At 68.0% G+C, this 12,532-nt stretch carries 12 protein-coding genes; 6 read left to right on the top strand and 6 right to left on the bottom strand.

The genetic code is table 11. The features are described 5' to 3' along the window. Positions 1-16 precede the first annotated feature (16 nt). The 3 genes from JFC09_RS04820 to JFC09_RS16655 are packed head-to-tail and all read right to left on the bottom strand — an operon-like array spanning position 17 to position 1,236. Positions 17-715, bottom strand: a complete 699-nt coding sequence (locus JFC09_RS04820; RefSeq protein WP_198392884.1) for a GNAT family N-acetyltransferase — start codon at positions 713-715, stop codon at positions 17-19. Further along, positions 712-1,095: a GNAT family N-acetyltransferase gene (locus JFC09_RS16360; RefSeq protein WP_332839704.1), complete on the bottom strand. Its 384-nt coding sequence runs from the start codon at positions 1,093-1,095 to the stop codon at positions 712-714. The genes JFC09_RS04820 and JFC09_RS16360 overlap by 4 nt, the downstream gene beginning before the upstream one ends. Positions 1,096-1,104: 9 nt before the next feature. Next, entirely contained in the window at positions 1,105-1,236 is a 132-nt protein-coding gene (locus JFC09_RS16655) for a hypothetical protein (RefSeq protein WP_269770465.1), read from the bottom strand. Positions 1,237-1,360: 124 nt separating this feature from the next. Here JFC09_RS16655 and pdxR point away from each other — a divergent pair, with 124 nt between their 5' ends. After that, positions 1,361-2,851: a MocR-like pyridoxine biosynthesis transcription factor PdxR gene (gene pdxR / locus JFC09_RS04810; RefSeq protein WP_198392883.1), complete on the top strand. Its 1,491-nt coding sequence runs from the start codon at positions 1,361-1,363 to the stop codon at positions 2,849-2,851. 51 nt (positions 2,852-2,902) lie between these two features. On the opposite strand, the gene JFC09_RS04805 is transcribed toward pdxR, so the two are convergent. Continuing rightward, a complete protein-coding gene (locus JFC09_RS04805) occupies positions 2,903-3,337 on the bottom strand; it encodes a MarR family winged helix-turn-helix transcriptional regulator (RefSeq protein WP_198392882.1) in 435 nt (144 codons plus the stop codon). A gap of 114 nt (positions 3,338-3,451) precedes the next feature. Here JFC09_RS04805 and JFC09_RS04800 point away from each other — a divergent pair, with 114 nt between their 5' ends. Both JFC09_RS04800 and JFC09_RS04795 read left to right on the top strand, forming a co-directional pair. Continuing rightward, positions 3,452-4,987 carry an MFS transporter gene (locus JFC09_RS04800; protein ID WP_198392881.1) on the top strand — a complete coding sequence of 512 codons (1,536 nt, stop codon included), beginning with the start codon at positions 3,452-3,454 and terminating at the stop codon, positions 4,985-4,987. 34 nt (positions 4,988-5,021) lie between these two features. Then, on the top strand, positions 5,022-6,068 hold the full coding sequence (locus JFC09_RS04795) for an LLM class flavin-dependent oxidoreductase (RefSeq protein WP_198392880.1): 1,047 nt from the start codon (positions 5,022-5,024) through the stop codon (positions 6,066-6,068). 16 nt (positions 6,069-6,084) lie between these two features. Here the strand turns inward: JFC09_RS04795 and JFC09_RS04790 are convergent, their stop codons facing one another. Continuing rightward, positions 6,085-6,741, bottom strand: a complete 657-nt coding sequence (locus JFC09_RS04790) for a TetR/AcrR family transcriptional regulator (protein WP_332839655.1) — start codon at positions 6,739-6,741, stop codon at positions 6,085-6,087. Positions 6,742-6,926: 185 nt separating this feature from the next. Between JFC09_RS04790 and JFC09_RS04785 the strand changes: the two genes are divergently transcribed. Both JFC09_RS04785 and putP read left to right on the top strand, forming a co-directional pair. Then, complete coding sequence (locus JFC09_RS04785; RefSeq protein ID WP_198392878.1) at positions 6,927-8,105, top strand: DUF418 domain-containing protein; 1,179 nt, start codon at positions 6,927-6,929, stop codon at positions 8,103-8,105. 325 nt (positions 8,106-8,430) lie between these two features. Further along, positions 8,431-9,927 carry a sodium/proline symporter PutP gene (gene putP / locus JFC09_RS04780; protein ID WP_198392877.1) on the top strand — a complete coding sequence of 499 codons (1,497 nt, stop codon included), beginning with the start codon at positions 8,431-8,433 and terminating at the stop codon, positions 9,925-9,927. On the opposite strand, the gene JFC09_RS04775 is transcribed toward putP, so the two are convergent. Further along, a complete protein-coding gene (locus JFC09_RS04775) occupies positions 9,911-10,927 on the bottom strand; it encodes a serine hydrolase domain-containing protein (RefSeq protein WP_198392876.1) in 1,017 nt (338 codons plus the stop codon). The genes putP and JFC09_RS04775 overlap by 17 nt on opposite strands. Before the next feature lie 170 nt (positions 10,928-11,097). On the opposite strand from JFC09_RS04775, the gene JFC09_RS04770 reads away from it, so the two are divergent. Next, positions 11,098-12,525, top strand: a complete 1,428-nt coding sequence (locus JFC09_RS04770; RefSeq protein ID WP_198392875.1) for a sugar porter family MFS transporter — start codon at positions 11,098-11,100, stop codon at positions 12,523-12,525. The last annotated feature ends 7 nt before the right edge of the window (positions 12,526-12,532 follow it).

Here is a 12,532-nt window from a genome sequence, read left to right as displayed (position 1 = left end):
GGAGCGCCGCCCCGCGTCAGCGCCGTGCCTGCAGGGGGTCGATCTGCCGACCGTCGGCGGTGAAGTTCGCGGGGCTGAGCCACGCTTCGAAGGCAGCGCGCAGCCGCGGCCATTCACTGTCCACGATTGCGTACCACGCGGTGTCGCGGTTCCGCCCCTTGTACACGACGGCCTGCCGGAACGTCCCCTCGTACGTGAACCCGAGCCGTTCAGCGGTCCTGCACGACGGAACGTTGAGGCTGTCGCACTTCCATTCGTAACGCCGGTACCCCAGATCGTCGAAGACGTACCGCATGAGCAGGAACTGCGCCTCGGTCGACATCGGTGTGCGCTGCATGCCGCGGGACAAGACGACGTTCCCGACCTCGATGACACCGTTGACCGGATCGTGACGCATCAGCGCCAGTGTGCCGAAGACCGCGCCGGTGGCGTGGTCGACCACCGCGTAGTGGCGCGGGTCGGCGCTCTGCGCCGCGTCATGCGCCCATGCGCGGTAGGACTCGCGATCGGGGAACGGCCCGTAGGGAAGGTAGGTCCAGTCGCGATCGTCCTGCGCCACCGCGTAGGCGTCGTACAGGCTGTCCGCGTGACGGGCCGGATCGAGGTGTTCGAGTGTGCAGTACCGTCCGGGCAGCGTCTCCGCATCCGGCCGAGGCACCGGGGCCCAACCCGGCACTTCTTCACTCACCGGCTGCCCGTACTCATTCGTCGTCATGGAGTCTCCTTCCCGGGCGCGGCGTCATACGTCACCCAGTCGGTGCGGGTCGCCACCTGGTCGTAGACCGCCTGCGCACGCACATTGTCGTCCTTGGTGATCCACCGCACGACCGATCGACCCTCCGCACCGGCGATGTCGGTGAGCCGGGCAACGAGGGCCCGCGCCGCTCCCCTGCCGCGTGCCGCGGGATCGGTGAAGAGGTCGTCGAGCCAGATGCCGACCGAACCGGTCGACGGGCGTGCAAAGCGCCGGTAATGCCCGATCGCAACGATCCCACCGCCGGACTGAACAACGCGTGCGGATTCGTCACCGAGTTCGGGTTCAACAGCGAGTACGGATTCTGCGACGAGTCCTTGGCATTCGTGGCGCGGGTCGATGAGCCAGCCTCACACGCGCGAGACGATCTCCTCCGACTCCTCCAGTTCATAGAAAGCGCGGTAGGCGCGGAACAGCTCGCGCCACCGGGCCTCGTCGGCAGCGGCGAGCGGTCGGACGACCGTTGACGGGGCAGACGCCATGATGTGGAACCCTTCTGACGGTGGACGATTCTGGCAACGAACGATGACAGCCACGCTAGGAGTATTTCCGGACCGGCGTCTATGCCGGAACCCTCACGACAGGATGGACCAGTATGATGCCCGCATGCGTCATCCGTTCCCGATGGACCTCGTGCTCGACGGCAAGCGACCACCGGGTCGCAGCGCGCGAGAGCACGTGTCGGGACAGCTCGGCGCGGCGATCCTGTCCGGCCAGGCGAGCGCGCACGAACCGCTGCCGTCCAGCCGGGTCCTGGCCTCCGCCCTGGGTGTATCGAGGGGCACCGTCGTGTCCGCTTACGAAGAGCTCGCCGGCGAAGGATACGTCGACGTCATCCCCGGCTCCGGCACGTACGTCACGACAGACCTCCCCAGCCCGCCGCCGAGTTCGCGGGCACGCTCTCTTACTGAGCCAGTCGGCATTGAGACAGGCGGCACTGAGACAGTCGAGACCGAGCCTGCCGACGCCTCCGAACCGGAACGGACGACACGCACCCTCAACCTCTCCCCCGGAAGCCCCGCGGCAGGCCTCCACCGGGATCGCGAGTGGAACTCCGCCTGGCGGAAGGCGGCCCGGCAGGACATGCCCGACCTGCCACCGCCCGCAGCCGGGGATGAGGGGTTCCGTGCCGCCATCGCGGATCATCTGCGGGCGGCGCGCGGAGTGCAGTGCACGGCGGACGACCTCGTCGTGACAGCCGGTGCGAGCGACGGGATCGGACTGCTCGTGCACGCCCTTCGATCTCAGGGAGCGGACGACATCCGGATCGCGACCGAGAACCCGGGGCACCGTGCCTCCCGTGCGGTGATCTCACGCCTCGGAGCGACCCCGATCCCCATCCCCGTGCGGGACGGCGGGATGGACATCGACCGACTGGAGGGCACCTCGGGCCCGTTCGCCGCAGCCCTGGTGACCCCCAGCCACCAGTACCCGCTGGGCGGCAGGCTTCCCGTCGCGTCGCGGCTGGCACTGCTCGACTGGGCGACGACGGCCGGTGCGCTCATCATCGAGGACGACTACGACAGCGAGTTCCGCCACGGTGCGCCCTCTCTGCCCGCGATCGCCTCACTCGACGGCGAAGGACGGGTGGTCCTGCTCGGCACCTTCTCCAAGACGCTCTCCCCGTGGCTGCGCTGCGGTTACCTCCTCATCCCCGACCGCGGCTTCCGCGCACAGGTGCTCGAGGCGCGGACGACCCTGGGGCAGCCCGTCTCCGGGATGGTGCAGACCGCACTGACCGACTTCCTGCGAGCGGGTGGACTGCGGCGGCACCTGGTCCGCGTCGGCCGGGAGTACGCCCACCGGCGCCGCCTCGTCATCGATGCGATGAGCGACCTCCCACCCCAGTTCCGATTGGACGCGCTGGAAGGCGGCCTGCATGCGACGCTGTCCTGGGACGGCGGAGAATCGGACGAGACCGCGGTCGAGGCGCTCGCACGGAGCGGTATCGAGGTGGCCCCACTGAGCTCCTATCATCACGACCCGGCCGCGCCCGTGCGGGACGGCATCGTCTTCGGCTACGGCGCATCCACCGCTCTCGAACTCCGGTCCGCGCTCCGGACAATCCGCGACACGCTCGCGTCGATCCGGGGCTGAGCGGGCACGTGCCGCGCCCCACAGCGGGGTACCCGCGCGCTCTTTTCGGCTTCAGCGGAAACGGAGATTCACGGCGCGCAGGTAGCGCCCCACGATCTCGAGCTCCTCAGGACTGAAATCCTGATGCACGCTGCGCAACGTGCCCTTGATAGCGGTATACGGGTTGTCACCGCCATCGGACGTGAACCGAGCGACGACCTCGGACCTCGGGAGCACCACGACACGGCGCCGATCCCGAGAGTCCGCTCGGCGTTCGATATATCCAGCGCGCTCCAACCGGTCCAGCACGCGCGTGGTGGTGCTGGTGGGGAGCTGCGTGAGTTCGCTCATCTCACCAGCGGTCAGAGGCACATCGCTCCGAGCAATCACGCTGAACGCCTGCCAGTCCACCACGCTCAGACCCATCGAGCGCGCAATTCGCTCGTTGGTCAGCACGGACGAGGCGATGAGCTCTTCCAGCTGCTCGAGGATCTGCGCGGTCGGCACTGCTTTCCTTGACTGCTCCATGGAACACCCCCTACTCTCTCCGTGACGGGACTTTCCCGCAGTGGAGATATCTCGCAGTGGAGACACTGCAAGTGTACGGAAGGAACGACTCACATGGCCGCTGCCGCACACCGCAGACTCGCCATCGGCATCCTGCTATTCGCTACGTTCATGGATCTGCTCGACGTCACGATCGTGCAAGTCGCCCTGCCGGCCATCGCCGCCGATCTCCAGGCGCCGGACATGGCGGTGGAATGGGTGGTGTCCGGATACCTCCTCGCCTTCGCAGTGGCGCTGGTGACCGGCGGCAGACTGGGAGACATTTTCGGGCGAAAGCGCATGTTCCTCCTCGGGGTCGCGGGCTTCACCCTTGCTTCCGGCCTGTGCGCCGGGGCATGGACGATCGAAGTCCTCATCAGCGCGCGGGTCCTGCAGGGGCTCCTCGCCGCCGCAATGGTCCCCCAACTGCTCGCCACCCTGCAGAGTCTTTTCCCTCCCAGGGAACGCGCGCCGTGGTACGGCCTGATCGGAGCCACCACCGGGCTGGCTGCTGTCGCCGGACCCCTGCTCGGCGGTGTACTGGTCGACGCGGACCTGTGGGGACTGAGCTGGCGCACCATCTTCCTGATCAACCTGCCCGTGGGCATCGCCATCGTCATCCTCGCCGCCGCCTTCGTGCCGGAGACGCGGTCGCGACATCCACTGCGAGTCGACCTTCGGGGCGTCCTGCTCCTCAGCGCAGGGCTGCTCTGCCTGATGGTCCCGCTCGTCGAAGGACGCACTCTCGAGTGGCCTGCCTGGCTGCTGCTTCCGGTGGCCACCGGCATCGGACTCCTTTTCGGTTTCATCGCGCACTGCCGCCGGCGCCAAGCGTTCGACAGTTCAGCAGTGCTGCCGTTGAGGCTGTTCCGGAACCGTGGATTCACCGCGGGTGTGATCGCACAGTCCGTCTTCCAGGCTTCCCTGAATGCCTTCACCCTCCCGTTCGTGTTCTACCTGCAGCTGGCACTGGGGCATTCAGCACTCAGCGCCGGCCTGAGTCTCCTCGCATTCAGTCTCGGCTCCATGGTCGCAACCGCAGCAGCAGTTCCCTTGGTGCCGAAGCTCGGCAGACATCTGGTCACGGTCGGAGCCGCGCTCATGGGAACCGGGTTCCTGTGGACTTTCCTGATCGTCAGCGCTGAGGGCCTCTCGTTCACCCCCTGGTCAGCGGCTCTGCCCATGGCCCTTGCCGGAGTCGGACTCTCCGCAGTAGTGATCCCGCTCGTCGATGTGGCACTCGCGACGGTTCCCATCGACGATGCGGGGGCAGCTTCAGGAGTGCTGACGACATTCCAACAGCTGGGCGCCGCCGCCGGGGTCGCCATCTCGATGACGGTGTTCTTCACCGTCGTCGACGGTGACTGGTCGTCGGCAAACGCCCTGGCGGCGCTCAGAAGCTCCGTCGCACTGGCCCTCATCGGGCTGGCCATCGTGGCCGCCACGAGCTTCACCCTCCCAGGCGCCCGGGCTGCCCGCGACCGGCGGCAGTCGGCCGAGCTCACTGCCGACCACGCAGCAGACCCCCGCCGAATCAATCGTCTGCTCACAGCCGGTCCCACTGAGAGCGCTCGCTCTCCCCGTGACAGCCGCGGACTCGAGCGCGAGTAGGGAATCTTGGCCACGGAGCCTGCGTTGTCCTGCCATGAAGTCATTCGGATTCTTGAGCTTCGGCCACTACGGCGCCCCGGCGAGCGGATACTCCGCGAAAGACATGCTCACGCAGGCCATCGACCTGTCCGCTGCAGCGGACGACCTCGGAGTGAACGGCGCGTACTTCCGCGTCCACCACTTCGCGCGGCAGGCAGCCTCACCGTTCCCCCTCTTGTCCGCGATCGCCGCACGCACCCAGAGGATCGAAGTGGGCACAGGGGTCATCGACCTCCGCTACGAGAATCCCTACTACTTCGCGGAAGAGGCCGCGGCACTGGACCTCATCGCGAACAACCGGATCGCGCTGGGCATCTCGCGCGGCTCACCGGAACCGGCACTGCGCGGCTGGGAGACGTTCGGCTACACCGGCTCCACCGATCCGCGCGGCGCGGACATCGCGCGGCGGAAGTTCGACGAGCTGCTCGAAGCGATCTCCGGACGACCCGTGGCACCCGCTGACCCCGCACAGTTCGGACCGGGACAGAAGCTGCCGATCGAACCGCACTCCCCCGGACTCGCCGAGCGTCTGTGGTGGGGCGCAGGGTCCCGCGACACCGCGGTGTGGGCTGCGCAGAAGGGCGTCAACCTCATGAGCTCGACGCTGCTGACCGAGGCGACGGGACAGTCGTTCGGCGACCTCCAGGCGGAGCAGATCGACCTCTACCGGCAGGCGTGGAAGGACGCCGGGCACACGCACACACCCCGCGTGTCCGTCAGCCGCAGCGTCTTCCCCGTGGTCACGCAGCAGGACCAGCAGTTCTACCAGCTGCGGCAGGGCCAGGGCGCGGATCAGGTGGGGGTGATCGACGGTTTCCGCTCGACGTTCGGCCGCACCTACGTGGGAGAACCGGACGAACTCATCGACCAGCTGAAGGACGACGCGGCAGTCATGAGCGCGGACTCCCTCATGCTCACGATCCCCTCCCAGCTGGGAGTCGACTTCAACGCGCACCTGCTCCAGTCGTTCGCGGAGCACGTGGCACCAGCATTGGGCTGGGAGCCGAACACGGAAGGGCCGACGACCGGCTACGAGATCTGACCGGAGGCGTCCTGCCTCACTCGGGGCGGGCAGCCGCCACACGAGCGTCGAGCCCGTCCAGGATGATCTCCAGCCCCGCGCTGAAATCCCGGGCGGGCTCCCCCTCTCCCGGGTCCTCCGCCGCGAGCGCCTCGGACGCGAGCATCGCCGCCACCTGCGGGAAGCGCTCGGCGTCGACAAGAGCGAACAGGGCGGCCCCGTACTCACGCTCGCTCTCGGACTGCGCCTGCCCGGCCTCGCGCCCCTCCTCCAGCTCCTGCTGCAGCAGTGCGGACTGGCGCACGAACCCGCTCAGCAGGGTGAGCGCAGTGAGCTTCTCGTCCCAGCTGAGACCCGTCGACACCAGCTGCTCGAAGCCCCGGTCCAACCACGCGATCTGATGCGGCCCAGACGGCGCACGGTTGATGGGCACCTGCGGAACCCACGGCCGCTTCCGGTAGAGAGACCAGAGGTCGACCGCCCACTGCCGCAGCCCTTCGCGCCACCCAGTGGCACTATCCGAAGCGGGCTCCCCGAGTTCGCTCGCCGCATCCATCATGAGCTGCAGCAGCTCGTGCTTCGTGCCGACATGGCGATAGAGCGACATCGCCGTCACATTCAGCTCTTCCGCGACCCGGGGAAGCGTCGCGGCCTCCAACCCTCCGGCGTCGGCCAGTCGCACCGCAGCACTCACGACCGTCTCCACATCCAGAGTGGAACGCCGCCCTCTCTGCTGAGGCGGACTGGGGAGCCGCCATAGGCGGCGGAAGAAGTCGGGAACCACGATGTCACTCATGCGATCGACCCTCTGATGACCATGGCTCAACTCTACAGACCATAAACTTTACGCCATATAGTTTATGTGCCAACATTGAGCGCATGACCTCACGCACCGCCCCGAACACGACCACCCTCAGCACTCGTGTGCACGACGTCGACGCGCTCCGCGGATTCGCTCTCCTGGGGATCCTCGCCGTCAACATCACGTTCATGGCGTCCGCCTACCCCGGCAACCTCGTCGATGACCCCTCGTTCGCCTCCCCGCTGGATGACGCGGCCCGCTTCATGGTCGCCGCCCTCTTCTCGATGAAGTTCTATCTGCTCTTCTCATTCCTGTTCGGGTACAGCTTCGTCCTGCAGATGGACGCCGCCGAACGCGCGGGCACCGCGTTCGTCCCGCGCATGCTGCGCCGAGCGGTAGGGCTGTTCGTGCTGGGTGCCGCGCACATCGCCCTGCTGTACTCCGGAGACGTCCTCACCACCTACGCGGTGGTGTGCCTCGTCCTCCTGGCGATGCACCGCGTCCGGGACACGACGGCGATGCGCACGGCCGGCGCGATCTACGCCGTCGTCGTGACCTCACTCCTGGTGAGCGCACTCTTCCTCGACAGCTCCGCCTTCACGCCCGGCCACAGCGAAGCGCTGTCATCCGCAGCCGCGCAGACACAGGCCATGCTCGGATCACCCGCGGACATCATCAGCCAGCACATCAGCGGCCTGGGCCTCCTCGTCCTCCAGGCCGCATCACTCCAGGGGCCCACCGCCCTGGCCATGTTCCTGCTGGGAATGGTCGCCGCCCGTCGTCGCCTGTTCGTGAACATCGACGGACACGAGCCGGCACTGCGGACGATCCAGCGGATCGGGTTCCCCATCGGCCTGGGCGGCGGGATCGCCTATGCCGCGATGGGAGCGGACACCAACACGTGGGCGACCACGATCAGCGTCGTCACCGCTCCCCTCCTGACCGCGGCGTACGTGGCGACCCTGCTGCGCATCATGCACTCACCGAAGACGGCGTGGGTGCGCACCGCCCTGGCTCCGGTCGGACGCGTCGCCCTCACGAACTACCTGGCGCAGTCGGCCGTCGGACTGCTCCTGTTCACCGGAGTGGGCCTGGGGCTCGCAGGCCAGGTGTCTCCCCCGCTGCTGCTCGCGCTCACCGTCGTCGTCTTCGCCGCTCAGGCTGCGGTGAGCGCATGGTGGCTGAAGAGCCACCGGTACGGCCCGGCCGAATACGCCCTGCGCTGGTTCACCACGTGGCGCCGCCCCGGACACTGACCATGAGCAGCCCCGCCAACCCACGCGACTCCCGCCCCAACCTCGCCCCGTCGCCTCGCAGTCCCACGGGGACGCCGCACCATTTTGACTCGTGCGAGGGCCAGGAGGAGAAGATGACCCGCAAGCTGCGGCATCGCGACCAACGCTCGCATCATAGGGATGAGCCCTAAGGCACCCGTGCGGAACGCGACAATCTGACTCATACGGAGACGTCCGCCACCTGAGACTCACATTGTGAAAATCGGACCGTGTAGGTTTCTGAACGGCACTGCACCTTCGAACACAGTCGGTCAACGTTGACCGATCGCCAAGAACAGGACCTCCCTTGTCGGACCAGATCTTCATCTACATCGCGCTCGGGCTGTACTTCGCGGCCATGCTCCTGATCGGCTACCTGGCCTATCGGAAGACCAGTGGACACGAAGGCTACATGCTCGGCGGCCGCGACCTGCCGCCGTGGGTGGCGGCGCTGAGCGCCGGAGCCTCCGACATGTCCGGTTGGCTCATCATGGGACTCCCCGGCGCCATCTACGTGTCCGGCCTCATCGAAGGCTGGATCGCGGTCGGACTGACCCTGGGCGCCTACTTCAACTGGCTCATCGTCGCACCGCGGCTGCGCGCCTACACGGAGGTGTCGAGGAATTCGATCACCGTGCCCAGCTTCTTCGAGAACCGCCTGCGCGACAACACGCGCCTGCTGCGGATCGTCTCGAGCGTCATCATCCTCGTCTTCTTCACCCTCTACATCTCGTCCGGCATGGTCGCGGGCGGTGTCTTCTTCGAGAGCTCGTTCAACGGCGACTACCTCGTCGGCATGATCCTCGTGACCGTCGTGACGCTGGGCTACACGCTGTTCGGCGGCTTCCTGGGAGCGTCGCTCACCGACGTGGTGCAGGGGCTCATGATGGTCGTCGCACTCATCGTCGTCCCCGTCACTGCGGTGATCGCCGTCGGCGGCTGGGGTGAAGCGGTCACCCTCATCACCCAGCTGGGACCCGACCACTTCGACGTGCTGGGCGGCACCGGCCTCACCTCCGTCACCGTGATCGGCGTGCTGTCCGGCCTGGCGTGGGGTCTGGGCTACTTCGGGCAGCCCCACGTCGTCGTGCGCTTCATGGCGCTGCGGAAGCCGCAGGAAGCTGCCAGCGCCCGCCGAATCGGTGTCACGTGGCAGATCCTGTCCCTCACGGGCGCCGTGTTCGCCGGTCTCATCGGCATCGCGTACATCGAGCAGCGCGGCATCGACCTCGGAGACCCCGAGGCGGTCGTCCTCCTCATGTCTCAGGCACTCCTCCACCCGCTCATCGCAGGACTGGTGCTGGCCGCCGTGCTCGCCGCGATCATGAGCACCTTCTCCAGCCAGCTCATCGTCTGCTCGTCCGCGCTGGTCGAGGACATCTACAAGGTGCTGAAGAAGACGCCGCCGGCGGAGAAGACGCTCGTCATGCTGGGCCGCGCCTGCGTCCTCATCGTCGCGTTCGTCGCCGCGGTGCTCGCTGTGAACCCGAACGACACGATCCTCGGCCTGGTGAGCTTCGCGTGGGCGGGCTTCGGCGCCTCGTTCGGCCCGATCATCCTGCTGAGCCTCTTCTGGCGGAAGCTCACGAACTGGGGTGCGCTGGCCGCGATGGTCGTGGGTGCCGTCACCGTGTTCAGCTGGAGTGCGGCCGAAGGCGGTCTGTTCGACCTGTACGAGCTGCTGCCCGGCTTCGTCTTCGCCCTCCTCACCGCCGTGATCGTGAGCCTCGCGACCTACAAGCGCGACGAGGGGATCGAAGAGGAGTTCACCGCGGCCGTCGCGATGGTCAAGACACCCGCTTGAGCAGTCGCAGCGCCGCCAGGTCCGCCCCGGAGGACTGATTCACGAGCACCGTCACCGCTGTTCCGGCATCCGGCCGGAACGCAGCAATGGTGCGGAATCCCCCGGTGCCCCCGTTGTGCCACAGCACCTGCTTCCCCGCCCGGTGCCAGCCCAGCCCCATGCTGCCGGGCCCACCGGGTGGGGTGCGGCGCGTGACCCGGATCGCCTGCTCCAGCGGGGTCCCCGACGGGTCGAGCTGCGCCCGCAGGAACGTGAGCAGGTCCGCGGCCGTCGACCTCAGCGCGCCCGCCCCGGGCAACCCCTCCAGCGGCCAGGCGTCCGCGGTCTTCTTCCGGCTGCGGTGGCCCTGCGCGGACCGGGACTGCTGTGCGGCGCTGCGATGTGTCCCCGTCACCGTGTCGAGGAGTCCCAGCGGCAGACAGACCCTGTCCGCGATCGCGTCCCCGTAGTCCTGCCCCAGCGCGTGCGCGAGCGCGTGCCCCAAGACGCCGTAGCCGAAGTTCGAGTACTGCACCCCGCCGGTCCCCGGCTTCCGCCGCAGCCGCGTGGCCGCCAGTGCCGCCAGCAGGTCGTCGCCTGTGAAGTCGCCGTAGGGGTCCGTGCCGTGCCGCAGATAGGCCACGTTGTCGCGCAGCCCGAACGGAACGGGAGACCGCACCAGGCCCGAGGTGTGGGTCGCCAGATGCTGCAGGGTGACCTCGACTCCGTTCCGGCTGGGGACCTCGGCGACGGTGGGCAGCAGTGCGCGGACGGGAGTTCGCAGCTCCCAGTCGCCCCGCACGATCCCGTCGGCCAGCAGCAGGGCGGTGAACACCTTGGTGATCGACCCGATCTCCACGAGGGTGTGCGCATCCAGCGGTGCGGGGCTGCCGCTGTCCCCCACGGCGGCGGTGACGGTCTCACCTGCGCGGAGCCCGCCCACGATCACCCCGCGGCGCCGCGCGCCGATCCGACGTGCCGTCTGCCGCACGGAGTCCTCGAGCGATCGCGGTGCAACCATGGGTCGACAGTACCGCGCACGGCACTCGCGGGCAGTTGTACGACTTTCGGTCGCCGCCTCCCCCGACTGACCCTTCGGCCGGTATACGCTGTGTCTCCAGTCAGCCGTTCCGACCGTCCCAGACGGCATGCCGGACCGACGATCCCCGCCGCCAACTCCAGCAGGTGACCATGTCCTCCACGCAGTCCGCATCGCCGCAGTCCGGGTCGGCCGAATCGTTCGTCGTGAGCCGCGTCGTGCAGCTCGCGGTCGTCGCGGCGCTGGGCGGGTTCCTCTTCGGGTTCGACACCGCCGTCATCAACGGTGCGGTCGATGCGATGACGACGGAGTGGGCGACCCCGTCGCTGCTCACCGGCTTCATCGTGTCGTCCGCGCTGCTGGGCTGCATGGCGGGTGCCGCGCTGGCCGGCCGCGTGTCCGCGCGGATCGGTCGGGTCCGCGTCATGCTGCTCGCCGCCGTGCTCTTCACCCTGTCGTCGGTCGGGTCCGCCCTGGCGTTCGGGCCGACGGACATGATCATCTGGCGCGTGATCGGCGGCCTGGGCGTGGGTGCGGCCTCCGTGATCGCCCCGGCGTACATCGCGGAGATCTCCCCCGCCTCCGTCCGCGGCCGGTTGGGGTCGCTGCAGCAGCTGGCGATCGTGCTGGGCATCTTCGCGGCCCTCATGTCGGATGCCGCACTCGCCGGGATGGCGGGCGGTGCTGCGGAGGAGCTGTGGTTCGGGCTGCCCGCGTGGCGGTGGATGTTCATGACCGAGGTCGTCCCTGCCGTCGTCTACGGCGTCCTCGCCCTCACGATCCCGGAGTCGCCCCGCTACCTGGTGCAGCAGGGCCGTGAGGAGGAGGCGACCCGCGTGCTGTCGGAGATCTTCGTCGACGGCGTGGCGGTGCGGGTGCAGGAGATCCGCCGGACCGTCGTCGCGGACCGCACCCCCAGCTTCCGCGACATCGTCACCCCGTCGGGGAAGAATCTCCTGCCGATCGTCTGGGTGGGCATCGTGCTGTCCGTGTTCCAGCAGTTCGTCGGCATCAACGTGATCTTCTACTACTCGACGACGCTGTGGCGGTCGGTGGGCTTCACGGAGTCGGATGCGCTCACGATCACCGTCATCACGTCGGTCACCAACATCGTCGTCACGGTGCTGGCGATCGCGCTCATCGACCGGATCGGCAGGCGGAAGCTCCTGACGATCGGGTCCGCCGGCATGACGGTGTCGCTGGGTCTCATGACGGCGGCGTTCTCGATCGGACGTGACCCGGCCGTCGTCGACACGGTCGCGCTGCTGGCCGGCTGGGACATCACCGCGCTCATCTCCGCCAACGCGTTCGTCGTGTTCTTCGGGATGAGCTGGGGCCCCGGCGTGTGGGTGTTGCTGGGCGAGATGTTCAACAACCGCATCCGCGCGATCGCCCTGGGTGTCGCCGCGGCCGCGCAGTGGCTGGCGAACTTCCTCATCTCCACGACCTTCCCGGCGATGGCGGAGGTCGGCCTCTGGTTCGCGTACGGCTTCTACACCCTCGCCGCGTTCGCGTCGTTCCTGTTCGTGCTGAAGTTCGTGCAGGAGACGAACGGGGTGGAGCTCGAAGACATGCGATGAGAGACGC

Source organism: Brevibacterium yomogidense, assembly GCF_016107685.1.
Taxonomy (GTDB): Bacteria; Actinomycetota; Actinomycetes; order Actinomycetales; family Brevibacteriaceae; genus Brevibacterium; species Brevibacterium yomogidense.
The sequence above is the reverse complement of the archived record's forward strand: the minus strand, read 5'-3'. Positions and strand labels throughout refer to the sequence as shown.